Genomic DNA, 21,113 nt, shown 5'->3' on the forward strand with positions numbered 1-21,113 from the left:
TATGGCTAGTATTTTGGTCGTTGATGACGAGATGGGAATTCGTGAACTTCTCAATGAGATTCTCACGGATGAAGGCCATACTGTTTATGCAGCAGAGAGCGCAGCTCAGGCTCGTACCATTCGCGAGCAAATGCGTCCGGATTTAGTGTTGTTAGATATTTGGATGCCTGAAACCGACGGAATTACTTTATTAAAAGAATGGTCAAAGACTGGGCAATTAACAATGCCGGTAGTGATGATGTCCGGTCATGCCACGATTGATACTGCGGTTGAGGCAACACGGATTGGTGCGCTCAACTTCTTAGAAAAACCGATCGCCTTACAGAAATTACTCAAGACTGTGAGTAAGGCGCTGGAGAGCTCTCCAAAATATATCGAACCAGAAGAACAGAGAGCCGTTCAGTCTGGCGCCACCGTAAGCCCGACTCCTAAGGCTCTGAGCGCTGAACCAGCGCAAGCCCCAGCAGAAGGCGAATACATTAGCGGAATTGCAAAGACCTATTTTGATTTGCCTCTAAGAGAAGCTAGAGATCTTTTTGAAAAAGCCTATTTCGAGCATCAAATGCAAATCATGGGCGGCAGCATGACGAAGATATCTGAGTACACCGGCCTAGAGAGAACCCACTTGTATCGCAAACTAAAAGCCCTGGGAATCGATACTTCGCGTAATAAGGGTGAGCAGTAAGGCTTCAAAATAGCCGCACGCCGATTGTCGTAGTTAAGCCAGCGCAGCTAGTAATGGCGCCCAAATCATTGTTTCACTACTTTCGGAATTATTCGCATGGAAATTAAGGTCAACTTTCTCGATAAGTTTCGTCTCGAGGCAAAGTTTGATGACTTCACTGTAATCGCTGACCAGCCTATTCGGTACAAGGGTGATGGGTCAGCTCCAGGCCCTTTTGACTACTTCTTGGCCTCTTCAGCTTTGTGCGCAGCCTACTTTGTGAAGTTGTACTGTGACACGCGCAATATTCCAACTGAAAATATTCGCCTTTCACAAAATAATATTGTTGATCCAGAGAACCGCTATCAGCAAATATTTAAGATTCAAGTGGAGCTGCCGGAAGATATCTCTGCCAATGATCGTCAAGGGATTTTGCGCTCGATTGAGCGTTGTACGGTTAAAAAGGTTGTACAAGCTGGGCCAGAGTTTGTTATTGAAGAAGTCAAAAACTTAGATGAAGATGCACAGACCTTATTAACCCTAAAGCCTGCTACTGATGCCTCTACCTATATTGTGGGCAAGGATTTGCCCTTAGAGCAAACGATTGCCAATATGTCTGGCGTACTTGCGAATCTGGGTATCAAGATTGAAATTGCTTCATGGCGCAACATCATTCCTAACGTCTGGTCGCTGCATATCCGTGATGCACATTCGCCTATGTGCTTCACCAATGGCAAGGGATCCACAAAGGAAAGCGCTCTCGCATCGGCTTTGGGCGAGTACATTGAGCGACTCAGTAATAACCATTTTTATGCTGGCACATATTGGGGTGAAGATATTGCCAATGCTGCATTTGTGCACTATCCCAATGAGCGCTGGTTTAAGTCTGGCCCCGATGATGAGCTGCCAACAGATATTTTGGATGCGCATTGCCTGAATATTTTTAATCCCGATGGTGAATTATGTAGTTCGCATTTGATCGATACGAATTCTGGCAATGTAGAGCGTGGTATTTGTTCGCTACCCTATGTGCGTCACTCAGATGGAGAGACCGTTTATTTTCCGTCAAACCTGATTGAAAATCTTTATGTCAGTAATGGCATGAGTGCAGGCAATACTTTGGCTGAAGCGCAAGTGCAATGTTTATCCGAAATATTTGAGCGCGCAGTAAAACGTGAAATTCTAGAAGGCGAAATTGCTCTGCCTGATGTACCGCAAAAAGTATTGGATAAGTACCCGGGTATCCTCGCTGGTATTCGGGGGCTGGAGGAGCAAGGCTTTCCGGTATTGGTAAAGGATGCATCATTGGGCGGAGTCTATCCCGTGATGTGCGTTACTCTCATGAACCCCCGCACGGGTGGCGTATTTGCATCCTTCGGCGCCCACCCCAGCCTAGAGGTTGCGCTAGAGCGTAGTCTGACAGAATTGCTTCAGGGGCGTAGCTTAGAGGGCCTTAATGACTTACCCCCGCCAACCTTTGCAAGTGAAGCGGTCACTGAGCCCAATAACTTTGTTGAGCACTTTATCGACTCGAGCGGTATTGTGTCGTGGCGTTTCTTCAGCGCAAAGTCAGATTATGAATTTGTAGAGTGGGACTTCTCTAGCGCAGGAGAGAACTCCAACGCCGAAGAAGCGGCAACTTTGTTTGGCATTCTTGAGGGCTTGGGTAAAGAGTCATATGTTGCTGTATATGATGAGCTGGGCGCAACGGCTTGTAGGATTCTAGTGCCAGGATATTCTGAGGTATATCCAGTAGAAGATTTGGTATGGGACAACACGAACAAGGCTTTGTTATTCCGCGCCGATATTTTGAATCTGCATCGCTTAGATAATAAAAAACTGACTGCACTCCTTGAGCGCCTAGAAAATAACGAGCTAGACGAGTATGGTGATATCGCCACATTGATTGGCGTTGAGTTTGATGAGAACACGGTTTGGGGTCAGCTCACCATTTTAGAGCTGAAGTTGCTCATACATCTTGCCTTAAAACAATTGGATGAAGCACATGAATTAGTTGGCGCCTTTCTTCAATATAACGACAATACCGTTGATCGAAAACTGTTTTATCAGGCGCTCAACGCAGTACTTGAAATTAAGTTAGATGACGAACTAGAGCTCGATGACTACACAATTAACCTCCGTCGAATGTTTGGCAATGAGAGAATGGATGCCGTAATCGGCTCGGTTGACGGTAGCGTACGCTTTTATGGATTGACTCCAACCAGCACGCAGCTAGAGGGCCTTGATCGGCACCACCGCATGATTGATAGCTACAGAAAATTACACGCAGCTCGATCTAGGGCTACAACCAAGGCTAGTTAGGCATTACAAGCCATTTTTCAAGCTAAAACAGACTTTCATTTATAATTCCAAGTCTTGGCCTGGTAGCTCAGTCGGTAGAGCAGAGGATTGAAAACGCTAATTTTTGAGTAAAAAACAGTGCTAAGACATTGACTTAAGCTACCCGCAAACCTTTGTAACATAAGCATCAACGGGTGTGGCGACAAATAAAAAAACTACAAACATCAGGCGCATACACAGAGCGTCGCGCGGCAAAAATATTTAGGTCGCACAAATAATTTTCTGACAACACAATAGCAAGCGTAATTTATTAACGCGAGTTGTTATGTCGAATCTCAATTATCTTTTTGCTGACGCAGTTGTTAGCGACGATGCTGTCATCAAGCTAATGGACGGCAAACTCAATGTCTATAAGCGTTCGCAGTCATCGCAGTGGCAGTGTCGATTTAAGTTAGCCAACAACAAGTGGCATAACGCAACAACAGGCACTGATGACATTGAGCAAGCAAAAATACAAGCAGTCTCGATTTATCACACAGCACAAATAAAAATAAACTTTGGCTTAGCGTTGACGATGAAGTCGTTTAAGCAAATTGCGTTAGATGAATTAGAAAATATGCGCCGCTTAATTAATGCGAGTACAGGCAAGCGAGCGTATAGAGATTACGAGTTTGCGATTAACAAATACTTAATTCCGTTTTTTGGAAGTTATGAAGTGAAAGACATCACACCTGAACTCATTGCCGACTTTGAAGCGTGGCGAATTGCGATGATGGGTAGGGTGCCGAAGGGAAGCACTAAGCTAAATCACTCAAGTGCTTACAACAGGGTTATCACTTTAGCTCGCGAGCGTGGCATGGTCACAGCAAGCCATATCGTGCCAGCCTTGAACAGCAAAGGCGCTAAGGGTATGGCGCGCCCCGCCTTTAATAACGAAGAAGTAGCTGAAATGCTCAGCTATATAGAGACTTGGCAAAAGAGTTCCTACACAGAGCACACGCTAAAGATGCGAACACTATGCGGTGCTTATGTTCAGTTCTTATTAAACACAGGCGTGCGTCATGGTACAGAAGCATTGCGAGTGAGATGGCAACACTTACAGTGGTATTGGGTGGGTAGTAAGAAGTATTTGCGTATATGGGTTAGCGGTAAGACAGGGCCACGCTACTTAATAGCTAAGCGTGAAGTCGTCGCCGTATTGGAGCAATTAATTAAATGGCAAAAGCTGGAATACAAAAATCTCAATACCGTCATTGAAGCAAGATTAGATAAGTTGATATTTGTTTTACCCGATAACAGCCAGCTAAGTCACATGGAGAATATCTTCAGAAACTTAATGGTTCGTAGTCACTTGCGTAAAGATACGAGTGGGCAGAATAGGACGCTGTATAGCCTACGCCATACCTATGCTACTCAGTCATTGGCTAAGGGCGTTGATATCCATACGCTAGCTAAACAAATGGGTACGAGTGTGGGGATGATTGAGCGGCATTACAGCAAGCTAACGCCGATGTTAAAGGCTGATATCCTAGGCTAAACAAACAGCGGAGTTGTTAGCAATGCCCAAGTTAAGTCCTATACAAAAATTAGGCCGAATTCAGGAAGCCATAGAGCAGTTAGAGCGTGGCGAAGAAGTTGAGGCTAAAAAGAACAAAGCATTGCTTGATGAGAAACACCTAAAAGCATTAGATGATGCGTGGGCTAAACAACAAGCATTGCGTAAGAAACATAAGCCACCAAAAACCGAAGAAGAAGCAAGGCGGATTGATTGGAAAACACAAAGAGAAGTGCGCATTGAAATTTATAAGCAAGCGGCGGCAACAGGCGGCGCGAATATTGTTGATGATTTGAAAAAGGAACAGAAGGATACGGAAATCAGAGCGGCAAGAGTTTATTTAGAGGGCCGGTTTGATGCCAAGGACGGCACCAATAAAGACAGCGCTGGCAAGAGAGCTTTAGTTCGTGCTGGTCTTCGCGTGCCAGCACCAATAGTCACTGAGCGAGACAAAGAAATACGCAAGCTAGAGAGGCAAATACTTGAACAGGCTGAAGGCAGCCTTAGTGATGAAGCACGAGATCATCTTGAATGGTTAAAGGAAGGCAAGAAAAAGATCAAAAAGGCTAAGAAGGGATAGGTTTTAGGAAAAGCAGGTTTTTTGACAAGTAGAAAAACCCTGCGTTTTAATAAACCACCTATTAATTCAGCTATTCAGTGTCAGTATCGCTAGGAGATTCGAATAACGAGTTGTAAGTTGATTTCACGGTTACCAGCTTGGTTTCACCCATCAACCTATTAAACATCATCCAGTCTGTGCTTTTAATGGTTACCGTACCAAGGCATTTAGAACACTTACCCTGAAATTTAATTTTGTCGCTACCTAGAAACTCAACGTCATTCTCGCTGACTTGGAAGGTAATGTTCTTTCCGCAGTCTTTTTCCTGGCAGTGTAATTTTTTCCGAACTTGGTTAAGAAACTTAATTTCTTTTTGTAGCATAGCGTTTGGATGTTTTGTTGATCAGAATTTATTATGCTTTGATTTGTTGTTAAAAATAAGGCGGGTGGATATGAAAAACCCTAGTAGCTATAGTTTTTAGTTAAGGCATGATCTTAATAATTAAACATCAAAACATATAAATCAAAATGAGTCTATTTTATTCTTTAGCTTGGCAAGAGTTTTTAGATGATCTTTATTCGGAAAAAAAAGAGATCAACGTCAGCATGGGTATAAATCCCATCACACCTTTCATGGCGGTCTATTCGGATCCCAATTATGAAGAAGCCAAGAGACTAGCTGATTTGTACATATTAGATGAAGACTATTTGGCTAATAGCGAAGGCCTACAAGACTTTCTAAGAAATAACATAACCATTAACCCAAACTATCAGATTAATGGGGTTGATTGTATTGACGCAATTTTTTATGTACTAAGCAATAGCCGGGAATATTTCTTGCCTCCTTATCGGCTGCTCTATGACAAGGAGGCGGATGAGCCGCGTGCCTATAGCCAAATAGTAGAGCCTATCGATGACAGCGCTGAAGATAATGACAGCGAAGAGGCTGATGCGGATGATGAAGCTGAGGAATTTTTTATACCCACTAGCGAACAGATTGAGGAGCCGCTTGAATTCCCCGCTGCGCTTAATTTTAGATCTCACCATTCAGACATGCTCGAAATGTGGAACAATAATTTAAGCCGAGCAACCCAAGAGCGAATAATCTCATTAACACCTTTTACTGAGCAAGTAAGCGAGCTTTTCAGGATTAAAGAAAAGGTGGACTATGAAAAATTCCAGATAAGCAAAATTTCTATAAATGTTGAGCGGAACATTGATCGCTGGATTAATAAGTGCGTTGAAGAGTATAAAAAAGGTCTTCTATTAATGGACCTATCTGAGCAATCAATTCGCAATGAGCTTAATCAATTCAAAAATATTGGTAAAAGCCATGACATCAACATGATAAAAATGAATAGTTGTTACGGCTTACTTGGAAGAAGATTCATCCATGAAGTAAAAATTCTGCGTAAAGGGGCAAGTCAAAAGCAAAAGGCACAATCTAAAATTGAGTGGGGCGATTTTTATGACATCTTTATAAACAAAACGCTTCCAACCAATCCAAAGTTTATGAGACTTACACTTGATGTATTAAAGAGCTCTCCCAATGAAACTAAATTTAGCAAAGCCTTGAGCGCCCTCTTTGAGGCAATAAATTCAGTCCGACTCTTTTGATATCCGGTCTACTAAACAAGCTCAACAGCGCTACGCAACATGTTGTCATTTATATCGATATAAGCCTGCGTAGTGCTGATGCTGCGATGACCAGCTAGACTCATTAACACTCTTACGCTTACGCCTTTGCTAGCAAGGTTAGTAATGAAGCTACGACGACCTGAATGGCTTGATGCGCCATCTACACCAGCTCGCTTATATAGAAAGTGAAAGTGTCCGGTAAGACTATTGGACGAGAAGCCATTGCTATTCTTTTTCTGACTATAGAAGAACTTCATAGTCTTGTCTGTTGGAGTATAGAAGCGAATATATTGCTGTAGCTCCTTACACAAGCGCTCGTTTACAAACACTATCCTTGCGTACTGCCCTTTTGTCATTTCAGGAGTTAAGCGGATTTCGTTGCGTATGTTGCCTTCGCTATCCACTACATCGCTAAATTTAAGCGACGCCACCTCCGCGACACGCATGCCACTTAAAAATGTGGTCATTAGCATTGCCCTATTGCGTGCTGAGTGTTTGCGGGTTGAGATGTAATCAAGTACTTTGCGTAGCTCTGCTTGATTTAGTGTTTTTGCTTGCTTTGCCATAGTTTTCTTGTCCATATATAAGGTTGCTATAGCAGCAGCGTAATTTCTTATGTCTAAATTTCCTACCGATTTCTTGCCGTGAGTTGTCAAATATTATTCCTTAATGATTTCAATTGGTTATGCCTGCTAAGCCAATAAACATAAGGTTTTACATGAAAGCTTATGTATTTGTATTTAGTGCTTAACAGTTAAGAGCGAACTAAAGTTCGCTTGCGTCTACACAAAAGCTAACGCTTTTGTTTGCCGCTCATTTCTTTAATCTTTTATTAAATGATTTATTAAGGGTTTTGCTTTTGGGGTTAGGTCATTTACTAGGGCTCATAAGCCACGCCTTGTTAAAGGCGTAGCGATTGTTCCATTTACTTAGGTGTCACAACTGATATACACACAACTTGATTTAACAAGAAAGGCAGGTTTTGCGATCTCCTTTTATGTACTCGTCTTACGCAACACAACCACTGCCTATATCAGAAGCATTGTGGTGTGTTTGTGGGTTAATTTGTGGCATCCCACTCACTTTATTCGCGCATTACTGCGTTACCAACTATTACGACTTCGCAAACGGTACTGCCACATTGGGGCGTCGTTTAAGCATCTAGCCATCAGCTAGTTAGTGCGAAGAAGCGAGTAATGAGCAACCCTTGCGTACCGTCACACATCAGAACGGATTTCACAGCACTGTTACATTCAGCGTGCCAACTTTAAGTCTCATTTGTATAGTTATTTAGCTAACCTAATAAAACACCGCAAATAAATTAGTCTTATTTGGTATGGTGAATTTATGGAATTAATTACAAGCTCGCTGCGCTGTTTTGCTTATTTCAGCTACTCAGCTAACAGATTGGATGTATCGCACGCTTATAGCGCTGATTTGAGTGCTTTTAATTGCGCTTTCGACTGAACACTATGCGCAGTGAAGCGAAGAGAAGGTTTTGACGCAATTACCACCTAGTTAGACCTAATAATCAATTTTGTATTTACGAAATTAATAGGTATTGCTAGCGCTGTTTTTGTAAATTTCTTGCTTCGGTACAAAGCGCAATTCGCAAAATTGAGAATTTTCAGGATTAAACAACACCCTCCGTATGCCCTAAAAACGACGAAATTCAGCCATTTTCGGTAGTCCTTTATTGCCTTTGAAGCTACTGTTTATATAGGGTTTATGGAAAAGCAGGTTTTTTACACTCAAAAACAGCAAAAAACCTGCGTTTTCTTAAACCTATATCGACCAAGCTCACCAAGTCACCAAGTGACCTAACTGAACCAAGTAAACCAAGTGAATTTAGGAGAAAGAAAAATGGGTGTTTTAGACGGATTAAAAATTACTAGCGCCAAAAAGCCAACGCATTTGCCAGCAATGGTCATACGTAGAAATAAGCTATCTAGCAAGTTGTGGGAACAAATTGAGTTAGCTAAAAGTCAAATAGATGGTACGCAATTTGTAGTCAAAAAGTATCGTAGCTTTACCGATAAAGAAACAGGGCTACGCAAGCAAATTGAATTACCTAAGCGCATTCGAGAATGGTGGTTCAAAAATGAATTGGGCAAAGTTTGCTTCTGTGTCAAATACGGTAGTAGACCATTAGAGCTTGCTAAAGGTAAGCACAGCGTGGAAGTTGGCAATCCCGCTGAGTTGGTTAAAGCGCTTGAGTTAGTTAAAAGCGCAGTAGAAGCAGGCGAGCTAGATAGTCAGATTGAGCAGGCAAGCGGGGCTGTGAGAAAGGGCTTTGGTCGGTAGAAAGTTTTATGGCGTAAAAATTTTAATAACGATTTTTACGCCTTTTTTACACCGATGGATTCAAAATGCTTATGTGGACAAAAAGACAATAAATTCCTCAATTGCTAATCAGCCATTTTTCTCGGGTTTGATTTGTGTGGCTGTTGCTTCAATCTTGAGTCTGATTTGTACGGCTTTATTGGGGCTGGTTGATCTTGCCAATATTGTGATGATCTTCCTATTGAGCACCTTCTTGATTGCTACAGCATTGGGTCGTAATGCCGCCATATTTTCTGCGTTTATCAATGTGGCCTTTTTCGACTTCTTTTTTGTAACCCCCAGATTTTCATTCTCGGTTGACGATAGTCAATACCTTATTACCTTCTTAGTAATGCTGATTGTTGGTTTGGTGACCGGACATTTAGCCGCAAGGCTGAAGGAGCAAATTAGCGATGTTTTGGCTCGTGAAAAATTAGCTAGAGCCCTTCAGACTCTATCTCGCGGGCTTTTTAGCGCCCAATCAGACGAGCAGATTATTCAGGTTGCTAAATCTGCCCTAGAAGAGCCAATAGGTATAGAGATCGAGTTATTCATTACGGATAATCCAGAAGAGCTCAAGCAGTCTAAATTTGATTCTCAAACCATTGCTTGGGCAATTCAAAGTGGTAATCGCATCTTTCATGAAATAGATGAAATTGATGGAAGCTCAATTATCTTTATCCCGATTCGTGCGGAACTTAAAACATACGGGATTCTGATTGCGTCTGATCCCACAAGGTCTATTAGAAAACATGGTTTAGATGACTTGTTACAAACAGCATCTAATTTGATTGCTTTGGCTGTAGCCCAATTAAGGTCTCTTAAGGCCGAAGAAGAGAGTAAGGTTGAGGCCGCAACAGAGAGACTAAAAAGTGCGATTCTTTCTTCGCTATCTCACGATCTCCGCACCCCACTAACTACTATGGTGGGCTTGGCTGAGAACTTACAGACTAATCACCCAGAATTAGGTAAAGAAAGTATTAAAGATCTTGAAACGATTCGTAATCAAGGCATGAGATTGGCTGGCATGATCGGCAACTTACTAGAGATGGCAAGGCTTCAGACTCAAGGCCCAACCTTGAAAAAGGAATGGCAACCACTTGAGGATGTTATGGGCGCAAGTATTAAGCATTTCAATGGCGCCTTTCCCAATAGAAGGGTGATCGCTCATATTCCTGCTGATGTGCCGCCTATGTATTTTGATGAAGTGCTGATTGAGCGGGTGCTATCCAATCTTTTAGAGAATGCGGCGAAGTATTCAGATGTTTCGACAGAGATTGTTGTTACTGCTAGTTTTAATTCATCACAGTTGCTCATTTCCATTCAAGACTTAGGCGTTGGATTTAAACAAAACCCTGCTGAGCTATTCGAAATGTTTTCCAGGGGAATCTCTGATACTAAGCAATCAGGCATGGGTGTTGGCTTAGCAATCTGTAAGACCATCGTTGAAGCTCATGGCGGAACAATCTCGGCAAAAAATAATTCAAGCGGTAAGGGCTCTACGATTGAATTTACTTTGCCGATCTTTCAATATCCGGAGTTCCGTCAATCATGAGTATTGATAACGCTCCGAGGCAAGCTCTCATCATTGAAGATGATGTACAGATTCGTGATTTGATCGCTAAGGTTGTCACGAGCATGGATTTGAAGGTTGTATTGGAAGGTAGCGTTAAGGGTGGCCTACAAGTTGCGGCTTCAACCAAACCCGATGTGGTGATACTGGACTTAGGCTTAATAGATGGTGACGGCATTGAATTTATTAAGAGCTATCGGACTTGGTCATCAAACCCTATTCTGGTTTTATCTGCCAGAATTGCTGAACATGAAAAGGTAAAAGCCTTAGACGCAGGTGCGGACGATTACTTGACCAAGCCATTTGGCACTGCTGAGCTCATGGCAAGAATGCGTGTCTTATTGCGTCGTCTCAATATTGCTCAAGCCAATACACCCACCTTTTCATTTGGCGATATTCAAATTGATTTGAGCACTAGAAAAGTAATTAAAGCCAATCAAGAAATTCATTTAAGTAAGACTGAATATCAGCTCTTAAATGTTTTATTGGTCAATCAAGGCCGCGTTGTTACGCATCGTCAACTTTTAAAAGAAGTCTGGGGTGGACAACACGTCGAAGACAGTCATTACTTGCGAATTTACATGGGACATTTACGGCAAAAGTTAGAGGATGATCCCGCACAACCGAAGTACCTACTTACCGAAACGGGCATTGGATACCGTTTAGACATTTAACCAAGAAACAAGAAGGACATCATGAAAAAAATCATTAATTTCTTTAGGGGTAAAGCCTTGGATCCAATGGATCCTAAGACACGCCATGCGATTGCGATCATTCCATTGCTGGCATGGGTTGGCTTGGGGGCTGATGGACTTTCATCTTCTTGCTATGGTCCCGAAGAGGCATTTCTTGCCTTAGGGGCAAATCACAATATGGCTTTGTTTCTAGCAATGGCAACGGCTTTAACTGTCTTTATTATTGCCTTGGGATACAACCAAATTATTGAATTATTTCCAACGGGTGGCGGCGGTTATCGTGTTGCTACAGCTTTGTTGGGATCAAAGGCGGGATTAATTTCTGGGTCAGCCTTGCTCGTCGATTATGTGCTCACTATTGCGATATCACTGGCTAGTGGTGTTGATGCCGCATTTAGTTTGATACCACCAGAGTTTCAAGACTACAAACTCATGATTGAGTTAGGTTTAGTCGTCTTTTTAATTTTCCTGAACTTTAGAGGCATTAAAGAATCTATCGTTGTATTGTTGCCAATCTTTTTGGGTTTTTGTATTACCCATGCGATATTGATCGCTTATGGCATTGGTGTTCATGCTCCAGAATTAGGCAACTTAATGCCTAATGCCATTTCGGAAGCGAATGCTTTAGGAAGCAATCTTGGTTGGATTATGGTCGCCTCGCTATTTCTCAAGGCGTATTCGTTGGGCGGCGGTACTTATACCGGCTTAGAGGCGGTGTCTAATAATGTGAATACGCTTGCTGAACCCAGAGTGCCTCATGGCAAAAGAACGATGTGGTACTTGGCCTTCTCATTGGCCATTACAGCGGGCGGCATTATTTTGCTGTATATGCTTTGGGGTGCCGAGAAGGTTGACGGTCAAACATTAAACGCCACCGCATTTGGAATGATCATTGAGCATTTAAATCCGAATGGTGGCGACATTAACGCAATTGCTTTGGCCGTTGTCTTGTTGCTTGAAGCAGGCCTTTTGTTTGTTGCGGCGCAAACTGGTTTTTTAGATGGCCCAACAGTTCTATCCAATATGGCCGCAGACTATTGGGTGCCTCGCCAGTTTCGTGAATTATCTAGTCGTCTAGTAAGACAAAACGGTATTTTGGTGATGGGCATCGCCGCATTTCTAATTTTGATCTTTACAGGCGGTTCTGTTGCCACCTTAGTAGTTCTGTACAGCATCAATGTGTTTTTAACATTCAGCTTGTCATTGTTTGGAATGTCAGTCTATTGGATCAAGCATAGTCAAGATAAAGGTTGGTTCAAGCATTTCTTATTAAGTGCTCTCGGTTTTGTTGTTACCGCATCCATCTTGACAATTACGATTAGTGAAAAATTATTTGAAGGTGGTTGGTTAACTATCTTGGTAACAAGTGTTGTGGTTGTCTTGTGCTTGCTTACAAGAAAGCACTATGAGGCATTTAGAGCTGAGTTGAGTAAGGCGGATGAGGCATTCCCAGACAATTTGGTAGACAGCACAAAGTCTGAGGTACCAGCACTAGACCGATCTAAACCAGCCGCAATCATTTTGGTTAGCCGTCATCGTGGAGCAAGCATTCATGCTCTGATGTGGGCAATGAGATTATTTCCTCACTACAAGAATTATGTTTTTGTGGCAGTGGGAGAGGTCGACGCCTCTAGCTTTGATGGACATCAAAAGGTAGAAGCATTAAGAGAGCAAATGGAAAAATCCATATCTTACTATGTTGATTTTTGTCATCAAAATGGTTTGGCGGCTACTTATAAGATTGGTTTTGGTACAGATCCTATCAAAGAATTCATGAAGTTAACAGATCAGGCTTATCAAGAGTTCCCAAATGAGAGCATTTCATTTGCTAGTAAGTTGCTTTTTGCTAAGACTAATTTCTTTACCAAGTTTCTACATAACCAAACTCCGCTGGAGATCCAAGAGAGGCTTCATTTCAGTGGTCGTCAAATGATCTTGTTGCCAATGCGGGTTGGTTGACAAGGCTATTTCTCATTAAAACCACCTTCGGGTGGTTTTTTGTTTTCTTGAATAAAGGGTTTAACAAAACGCAGGGTTTTTCACCTTCAAAAAGCCTGCTTTTACTTAAACCTAGCCTGCTAAATATATTGATGCTTATTAAAGAAGTAGAAACTATCAAATCAATAAAACCACTGACGCCACAGCAGCAGCGTATAGACACGCTTAAGCAACAAGTTAAGCGCAGTCAGGAAGCTGTTAAAGCAGAACAACAGCGTCAGCAGGTTGCTAAGGCGCAGCAACAGTTACAGAAGGCCGGGGCTGTAAAGCCATAGAGTCTTAAGCAACCCTCTATCTCACCCTCTACCGTAGGAAGGATAGAAAATCCGCACAAAGCTAGGATTTACAAGGTTTTTCCAAGAGTTAGCCACAGTAAGCACATTTAACAAGTCCACTTCCAGTTTCATTTATAATTCCAAGTCTTGGCCTGGTAGCTCAGTCGGTAGAGCAGAGGATTGAAAATCCTTGTGTCGGTGGTTCGATTCCGCCCCGGGCCACCAAGAAATTAAAAACCCTCACTTTTTAGTGGGGGTTTTGTTTTATGTGCCTACTGTATTGGACAATGGGTAAGTTTGTTGACCTTACCTTGTGGGGAGTGGCGATCCTGTTTGACCGTAGGCGACCTACCAGCTGACAGTATTTGCTTCTATTCGTTTGATAAGTAATTTTTTAATCTCTTCGCAGTTCTTGGCAATTTCTCCGCCTTCCTGTGTGCCAGCCAAGCTAGTTGCTTTATGCCCAACTAAAAATGGAGCTGAGTATGAGTCAAGCAATATATGAATTACAAAAGAATTGCTCGGATTACTTATTTGTACTCTGATGCTTGGTGAGTTTTTGTGCAGGACTGGTTCAAAATTTACCGTAATTCGTTTTGCGACATACTCAGATTCAAATGCTTGTTTGAACAGATTTAGTTCTGTTGAGATTAATTTTTCATATTCAGATAAACGAGCATCCTGTTTTTTAATTTCGCTGTTAATAATATCTTTCAAAACAGCAAAGGTTGATGGTGAGTCTTGCATTATGTGCCTTTCATATATCTTGGCATCTTCCCACCTTTAAGCAATTTCGGCAATCTGTTACATTAAATGTAATCAATTAAATTAAAGAAATATTTGAATGGGTGAAAAATGAATTTAGTCAAATTGAAATTAGAAAATTTTAGAGCCTATGAAAATATAGAGGTTACTTTTGACCATCAATTTAATGTAATTGTTGGAAAGAATGATGTTGGTAAATCAACACTACTAGAGGCTCTCGAGATATTTTTTAATAATGAGACGATTAAGCTGGATGTTAATGATTGCAATGTTTACGCCGCAAAAAAAGAAGTTTCTATTCAAGCCTCTTTTTCAATTGACGATAAAAAATATACTATAGATACGATCCCGACAGATCTTACTGGTGAATTTTTGCTTGATAAGGAAGGTTTATTGTCAATCAAAAAAACTTGGGATTGTTCAAAAGACAAAATAACAGCATCCTCATTAAAAACTTTTTTAGTTGCAAATTATCCTGAATATTTTGAGGTTCCTCTAATTTCAGAAAAAATTACAGATTTAAAAAAACACTTAGAAAAATACGCAGATCAAATAGATGTAGATGTTGTTAAGAAAAATACTAGCTCGGAAATTCGCAAGGCTATATATGGATGCATATCTTTTGATAGTTTTTCAGAAAGAGAGATTCCGATAGATAAAGAGGATGGAAAAAAAATTTGGGATAGTCTGCGAACTGATTTGCCGGCCTTCTTTTTATTTAGGTCGGATAGAGAAAATAGAGATTCAGATAAGGAAGTTCAGGATCCACTCAAGGCCATTACTAAAACCGCAATTTCTCAGTTGGAAGATGAATTAAATCTAATAAAAAATGAAATACAACAAAAAGCTTTAGATATTGGTCGTAGAACAATCGAAAAATTAAGGGAGATGAATCCTGAAATTGCTGAAGTGCTAATACCAGAGATGGCTACAAAATCGTGGGACTCATTATTTTCATTTACATTTAGTGCCGATGATGGCATTCCGCTCAACAAAAGAGGTAGCGGTGTCAGGCGATTGATCTTACTAAACTATTTCAGGGCAGAAGCGGAGCTACAAAATTCTGCAGTATCAAAAAACATAATTTATGCCATTGAGGAGCCAGAAACTTCTCAGCATCCTGATTGGCAGATAGAGCTTGTAAATTCTTTGATTGAGCTCTCTGCAAGGCAAAATACAAAAGTAATAATTACCACTCATAGCCCTGCATTAGCGTCGATGGCCAATCCAGAGCAGATAATTTTTATTTACAAAGAGGGGTCAAAGGTAATTGTCGAGGGTGGAGCGGATTCAAATATGGATCGAGTCGTTGCAACCCTTGGACTTATGCCAAATCTTGAGACGGAAGCGCCCTTATCGGGGGTTAAGCTGGCACTTTGCTTGGAGGGGCCTACTGATATTGAGTTTTTCTATGGAATTAGCCCAATATTTGGAGTTGATATTAAAAACGATCCAAAAATTATGGCCATTCCATTGGGGGGCTCAACGCTACAGCATTGGGTAAATAAAAGTTATTTGTCAAAACTAAATTTATATGAAGTTCACATTTATGACTCCGATGTAGAAAAATACAAGCAACAAGTAGATGTATTAAATCAAAAGCCTAGAGCTTGGGCTTCGCAAACTAAAATGTTTGAGATTGAAAATTACATACATCCCCAAGTAATCAAAAGTCTATATGGTTTGACTGATGAGGAATTTTTTAAGACTTCTGCAAATTGGCAGTTGAATTGGGGGACTTTTGATGTTCCTAGGGAATTAGCAGAATTCTTGAAAATTAAAGGTAGGCTTGGCGGTGCCATAAAAAATAGTTCAGAGGGAAAGATTAAAAAATATTTGAATGCAGAAGGAGCCAAGTTAATGACCCAAGATCTATTTGATGAGCTTGGCGCTTCGAATGAAATCAAGATTTGGTTTGAAAAAATTATTGAATTTAGAGACCTTTAATCAACCCAATATTGTTCTGGAACGGGCGAAAAATTTAAAAACCCTGTAATATAGTAACCATTGCATAGGCAAAGGTTATAAATGGAATTAACTTCTTCACATATTTCAATTTCTGACGCAAGCGAAAAGCTTGATGTATCTCTTGACACCATTCGTCGCTGGGAAAAGAAGGGGCTAATTAAGGCGCATAGATCTAGCACTGGCCATCGTTACTTTGATAAAAAAGAGTTAGATAGGCTCTTGGCCAAAAATAGTGGAAGTGGTGATGTTGGTTATAAGGTTCTAAAGGCCAAAAAGAAGTCTAAATATTCTGTAGTTGAATTATTTGCTGGTGCTGGTGGCTTGGCTTTAGGCATGGAGAATGCCGGCCTAGATTGCAATTTACTAGTGGAGATAGACAAGAAGGCGGTTGAAACTTTAAGGGCCAATCGACCTAAATGGAATGTTGTTGCTGATGACATTGCTAATGTAGATTTTAAAAAAATTAAAGCCGATGTCGTAGCTGGCGGCTTTCCTTGCCAAGCCTTTAGCTATGCGGGCAAGAGGATGGGTTTTGAGGATACAAGAGGAACTCTATTTTTTGAATATGCTCGCGCAGTAAAAGAAATCAAGCCAAAAGTAATTCTTGGCGAGAATGTTAAGGGTTTAGAGAGGCACGACAACGGAAGAACTCTTAAGACAATGCTCGATGTTCTAGATGAGCTTGGCTACGATGTGGCGTACAGGATATTACGGGCTCAATATTTTGATGTGGCACAGAAGCGTGAGCGCTTAGTTATCTTTGGTGTTAGGAAAGATCTCAAGCGACCCATTGCTTTTCCAAAAGAGCAAAATTACACAGTCAGCTTAAGAGAAGCTTTGCGGGATGTGCCAAAAGCAGATGGGCAAAAATATACTCCTGAAAAACACAAAATAATGGAGTTGATTCCTCAAGGCGGTTATTGGAGAGATCTATCAATTAATCTTCAGAAGAAATTGAACTGCTGTCCATTTAGGTCCACGACCAAAGAGAGTTTTTCTATAGTAAATCATTGCAGCAAACTGGGTTGATTCTGCAATAGTTTGGGTACTTGGGTTTTGGGTGCTGGTGGTCTGTAACCTAATGCACTATGCGGCCTGACATGGTTGTAATGTTTCACCCACTCCCCAACAATGATCTGAGCTTCTTTAAGACTGTAGAAGATTTCTCCATCAAGCAGGTTGTCTCTAAAGGTACCGTTAAAACTTTCACAAAAGCCATTCTCCCAGGGGCTACCGGGTTCAATGTATGCCGTTTTCACCCCAATACCAGATAGCCAACTGCGCAGTTCTTTGGCGATAAATTCTGGGCCGTTGTCCGATCGAATATATTCCGGGATACCGTGCAGGACCATGGCGTTTGCGAGTTGTTCAATCACTTGGATTGATCCAATTCTCCTGGCGCAATGGATCGTTAAACATTTTCTACTGAACTCATCAATCATCGTGAGCATCCTAATCTTGCCCCCATAAGCGTCTCTGATAAAGACAAAGTCGTAACTCCACACATGATTGGGGTGGGTCGCTCGCAGGCGCATGGAGCTTCCATCGTTAAACCACAGTCTGCCTCTAGGAGGCTGCTTTTGTGGGATTTTCAGACCCTCTTCCCGCCAAATGCGAGCCACCTTGGCAGTGGTAGCTTGCCCCCAACCAGCGCTGCGCATCATGCTGGCAATAAACCGATAACCGTATCTACCGTAGGTACTCGCCATCCGAACAACTTCAGCTCGTAGCGGCTCTTCATCATCTCGAGGCAATGGCATGTAGCGATAAGCGGATCTGGATAGCCCCACTAAACTGCAGGCAGTCCGCTCAGAGACCAAATACTTGTCTATGAGCAGCTGCGCTGCATTTTTACGCCTAGCAGGGCTTAGAAGTTTCCCTTGATAACTTCCTTGAGCATCGCTTCTCGCAAGGAGAGATCGGCAACCAGTTTTTTGAGGCGGGTATTTTCCAGTTCTAGATCTTTGTACTTGCGAGCTTGGTCGACCTTCATGCCGCCATATATCTTGCGCCAACGGTAATAGCTTTGCTCGACTGTGCCCACTTCTTTACAGGCTTGGGCTAGGGTTTTGCCGTTGGTTGTAAGAACATCAATTTGACGCAATAAGGTGACGATTTGCTCGGGTTTGAGACGCTGACCTTTAGCCATATTTAACACTCCTTTAAGTTGAAGATTATCAAAAATCCTCTCTTTTGGAGTGGTACTAAAAATCAGGTCAGTTCAAGTTGCTATTACCGTCGATACACTTCCGAAAGCTGAGATTCAAGCTGAAACAGCTGAAGATCTAATTAAGAGGGTCTTGAACCCCGGACCTACGGGTTCGAGTCCTGATGCCGAGCCTAGTGTTAATGCAGAATCCGCTAGTGGCATCAAATCAAAGCGAGGGTGTGAGCGTATTCAGAAAGTGATTAACGAAAAACGCGATTTAGAAAAGCAGGTTGTTGATTTGCAATCTATGGTGGCCACACTTCAGGATGCAGTTCGCAAATACGAAATAGAGGGCAAGCTTGTAGGCAATGTGATGACTCTCGCCGATAGCCAGAAAAAGCCCTCTGAATTGGTATCCGAAGCAAAGCTGCAGATGCTCAAGTTTTTGAACACCCGTTCAGATGAAATCGATCATATTGATAAGGCAATCTGCTTTAACAAATACATGTCCGACCCGTTTTACATGCAGGTCTTCGTGCAGAGCAATCAGCCAGAGCAGTGGCAAACCATGATTGAGTCCATCTATGAGGCGATTGGAAGGCCGGAACAAAGCTTTGCAGGCATCAAGCCTATAGCAACCCATAGTCCTCAACCGATTCGGGCGCGAACTTCAACATTAGGAGCGCCATTGGCTAGCGCAGGTAATCCAATGGATCGGATTGCGCAACACTTGGGCAATATGGGAATTTAAGGTGTTTTTTGACATGTCGCTCCTAATAGGTGACATGTCAATAAATCTGCATATTTCTGGCTAAATTGCCCTGTAATGTCAATAAAACTGCTAATAATCGCAGTTATTGTCAATAAATCTGCCTATTCCAAGTGAACTTAGCTTTTTAAGCTAGTTAGCAAAAAACATTCAAACTGCTATTTCGTAAGAAAAAGTGAGAATATGTTTAAAAATGTAGGAATCTATTGAAATATGTAAGAAAAAGTGTGTAAATATGTGTAATCGTAAGAAAAAGTGTGTATATGTAAGAAAAAGTGTGGGAAAATAGCTATTCGAACGAAAAAGTGGGTCTTGAGGGAAATATGGGCGATATAGGCTATTCACGAGTAAAAAGTCAGCTTGATCTCAGTGCTTTTGATCCGCTAGTACCTGCACACCTTGCCTCGGTAACCAGTGTAACGCCCACCCAGGGTGCATTGTTGATACCGGCAAAAGTAGCCCCCAAAGATGATCGCCCACTAAACCACCTTTTATTTGCGCTAAAGCATGAGGGGGTTAATCTCCAATTACTGTCGCAGGCCTTAAGAAAAATCCCAGCCCAAGAGATGCTGGCCGCAATTAGCGAATCGCCAACAGGTGTTTATATACGCACAGCTTGTTTTTTGTGGGAAGCCTTTAATAAGCAAGAGTTAAAGGACGCGCCAGCAATTACAGGGCCAATGGTTAATTTATTTGACCCTAAAAAATACATTACAGGACCAAGCATCCGTAATGCCAAATGGCGGGTTAATTTCAACGGACTGGGTTCTTTGGATTACTGCGTAACTGTTGAGCGTACTGCTCGTATTAATAGCTTGCTTGAATCCAATATCCTCCAGAAAGCTAATGAATTTCTATCGGAGCTTGGTGGGGCAGCATCCGATAGGGCGATGTCTTGGGCTTATTTAAGCGAGACCAAAAGCTCTTTTGAGATTGAGCATGAGACACCGAGTGCCACGAAAGCAGAAGCATTTGTAGAGCTGCTTAAAAAAGCGCATCTGACTACTCAGTTGGATGAAGAGTATTTGGTTGGCTTGCAAAATACCGCCATTACCAATCCTTTGGATAGAGCGGTTAACTATCGCCATCAACAAAACTGGTTGAGTAGCCCATTACGTGGCTCTGCTGGCGTAACGTATATTCCACCACCACCTGAGATCGTCAATGACTTGATGAAGGGCTTGGTAGATTTTGCCAATACCGCACCAAATCAGATAGACCCTTTGGTTGCCGCTGCGATTGTTTCATTCGGATTTGTTTTTATCCACCCATTCATGGATGGTAATGGGCGCTTATCGCGCTTTCTGTTTCATCATGCTTTGTGCCAGTCAGGCGCTTTAAAGAATGGCTTGCTATTGCCAGTATCTATTGCGATGAAGCGCAATGAAGATTTATACCTAGCTGCTCTAAAGAGCTTTTCTGAACCCGCTCGCAAGCGCTGGGAAGTTATTTGGATTGATGGTGATGAGTATCAAATGACATTCAAATCAGATGATTCTTTATATCGCTATTGGAATGCGACTGTATGTGTTGAGTTTGGATTGGAGATGGCCAAGCAAGCATTGGAAAAGGACTTAAGAGAAGAAACTGAGTTCTTGGCCAAGTACGACCTTATTTCTCGTGCTATTGATGGCCAATACGACATCAGAGGAAAAGATCTCAATACGTTAATTCTGGCTTGCATGGAGCAAAACGGAAAGCTATCGGCTAACCGTCGTAAGAAATTTGCTGCAACAGTACCAGAAGAAATATTCGATGCTATTGAGGCTGAATATGCGAAGGTAGTAGGCTGACCCAAAAAACCTCAGAGTAATTCCGTCAAGGGCACCCCAAAGGGGTGGCTTGCGCACCCTTGACGGCCACGACCAAAGAAACGCTCATT

The 21,113-nt window shown here is 42.0% G+C and carries 17 protein-coding genes and 1 tRNA gene; 15 read left to right on the forward strand and 3 right to left on the reverse strand.

Translation table 11 applies throughout. The features are described 5' to 3' along the window. Position 1: 1 nt before the first annotated feature. From A9236_RS02440 to A9236_RS02465, 5 genes are all read left to right on the forward strand, one after another. Positions 2-685 (forward strand): response regulator, encoded by a 684-nt coding sequence (locus tag A9236_RS02440; protein ID WP_071464359.1) that lies wholly within the window; start codon positions 2-4, stop codon positions 683-685. Between the two features lie 96 nt (positions 686-781). Continuing rightward, complete coding sequence (locus tag A9236_RS02445) at positions 782-2,986, forward strand: OsmC domain/YcaO domain-containing protein (protein ID WP_071464358.1); 2,205 nt, start codon at positions 782-784, stop codon at positions 2,984-2,986. 304 nt (positions 2,987-3,290) lie between these two features. Further along, positions 3,291-4,502 (forward strand): site-specific integrase, encoded by a 1,212-nt coding sequence (locus tag A9236_RS02450; RefSeq protein ID WP_083393406.1) that lies wholly within the window; start codon positions 3,291-3,293, stop codon positions 4,500-4,502. A 22-nt stretch (positions 4,503-4,524) separates the two neighbouring features. Beyond that, on the forward strand, positions 4,525-5,100 hold the full coding sequence (locus A9236_RS02455) for a hypothetical protein (RefSeq protein ID WP_071464357.1): 576 nt from the start codon (positions 4,525-4,527) through the stop codon (positions 5,098-5,100). Positions 5,101-5,607: 507 nt separating this feature from the next. Next, complete coding sequence (locus A9236_RS02465; RefSeq protein WP_071464355.1) at positions 5,608-6,696, forward strand: hypothetical protein; 1,089 nt, start codon at positions 5,608-5,610, stop codon at positions 6,694-6,696. Positions 6,697-6,707: 11 nt separating this feature from the next. On the opposite strand, the gene A9236_RS02470 is transcribed toward A9236_RS02465, so the two are convergent. Further along, the gene (locus tag A9236_RS02470) at positions 6,708-7,283 is read right to left on the reverse strand and encodes a site-specific integrase (RefSeq protein WP_071464399.1); all 576 of its coding nucleotides are present in this window, start codon (positions 7,281-7,283) and stop codon (positions 6,708-6,710) included. Positions 7,284-8,580: 1,297 nt separating this feature from the next. Here A9236_RS02470 and A9236_RS02475 point away from each other — a divergent pair. The 6 genes from A9236_RS02475 (at position 8,581) to A9236_RS02500 (ending at position 13,805) form a co-directional block, all read left to right on the forward strand. Next, a complete protein-coding gene (locus A9236_RS02475) occupies positions 8,581-9,021 on the forward strand; it encodes a DUF6641 family protein (protein WP_071464354.1) in 441 nt (146 codons plus the stop codon). A 73-nt stretch (positions 9,022-9,094) separates the two neighbouring features. Beyond that, positions 9,095-10,594 (forward strand): DUF4118 domain-containing protein, encoded by a 1,500-nt coding sequence (locus A9236_RS02480; RefSeq protein WP_161485598.1) that lies wholly within the window; start codon positions 9,095-9,097, stop codon positions 10,592-10,594. After that, complete coding sequence (locus tag A9236_RS02485; RefSeq protein ID WP_201721704.1) at positions 10,591-11,286, forward strand: winged helix-turn-helix domain-containing protein; 696 nt, start codon at positions 10,591-10,593, stop codon at positions 11,284-11,286. The genes A9236_RS02480 and A9236_RS02485 overlap by 4 nt, the downstream gene beginning before the upstream one ends. A 21-nt stretch (positions 11,287-11,307) precedes the next feature. Continuing rightward, the gene (locus A9236_RS02490) at positions 11,308-13,266 is read left to right on the forward strand and encodes an APC family permease (protein ID WP_071464352.1); all 1,959 of its coding nucleotides are present in this window, start codon (positions 11,308-11,310) and stop codon (positions 13,264-13,266) included. A gap of 47 nt (positions 13,267-13,313) precedes the next feature. Beyond that, positions 13,314-13,580, forward strand: a complete 267-nt coding sequence (locus tag A9236_RS10955; RefSeq protein WP_201721705.1) for a hypothetical protein — start codon at positions 13,314-13,316, stop codon at positions 13,578-13,580. Positions 13,581-13,729: 149 nt separating this feature from the next. Further along, a tRNA-Phe gene (locus tag A9236_RS02500) sits at positions 13,730-13,805 on the forward strand. A gap of 123 nt (positions 13,806-13,928) precedes the next feature. On the opposite strand, the gene A9236_RS02505 is transcribed toward A9236_RS02500, so the two are convergent. Further along, positions 13,929-14,327, reverse strand: coding sequence for a hypothetical protein (locus A9236_RS02505; protein WP_071464350.1), 399 nt, complete (start codon positions 14,325-14,327; stop codon positions 13,929-13,931). Between the two features lie 108 nt (positions 14,328-14,435). Between A9236_RS02505 and A9236_RS02510 the strand changes: the two genes are divergently transcribed. Both A9236_RS02510 and dcm read left to right on the forward strand, forming a co-directional pair. After that, the gene (locus A9236_RS02510) at positions 14,436-16,292 is read left to right on the forward strand and encodes an ATP-binding protein (RefSeq protein WP_071464349.1); all 1,857 of its coding nucleotides are present in this window, start codon (positions 14,436-14,438) and stop codon (positions 16,290-16,292) included. An 81-nt stretch (positions 16,293-16,373) separates the two neighbouring features. Beyond that, a complete protein-coding gene (gene dcm / locus A9236_RS02515) occupies positions 16,374-17,342 on the forward strand; it encodes a DNA (cytosine-5-)-methyltransferase (protein WP_083393405.1) in 969 nt (322 codons plus the stop codon). Here the strand turns inward: dcm and A9236_RS02520 are convergent. Continuing rightward, a protein-coding gene (locus tag A9236_RS02520) for an IS3 family transposase (RefSeq protein WP_143070568.1) occupies positions 17,321-18,462 on the reverse strand; the annotation gives its coding sequence in 2 pieces (ribosomal slippage) (positions 17,321-18,198 and positions 18,198-18,462; 1,143 coding nt in all). The genes dcm and A9236_RS02520 overlap by 22 nt on opposite strands. A gap of 49 nt (positions 18,463-18,511) precedes the next feature. Between A9236_RS02520 and A9236_RS02530 the strand changes: the two genes are divergently transcribed. Together A9236_RS02530 and A9236_RS02535 are read left to right on the forward strand one after the other, a co-directional pair. After that, complete coding sequence (locus A9236_RS02530; protein ID WP_071466003.1) at positions 18,512-19,213, forward strand: hypothetical protein; 702 nt, start codon at positions 18,512-18,514, stop codon at positions 19,211-19,213. Positions 19,214-19,554: 341 nt separating this feature from the next. Then, positions 19,555-21,024, forward strand: coding sequence for a Fic family protein (locus A9236_RS02535; protein WP_071466002.1), 1,470 nt, complete (start codon positions 19,555-19,557; stop codon positions 21,022-21,024). The last annotated feature ends 89 nt before the right edge of the window (positions 21,025-21,113 follow it).

The sequence above is a fragment of the Polynucleobacter sp. QLW-P1DATA-2 genome (genome assembly GCF_001870365.1).
GTDB lineage: Bacteria > Pseudomonadota > Gammaproteobacteria > Burkholderiales > Burkholderiaceae > Polynucleobacter.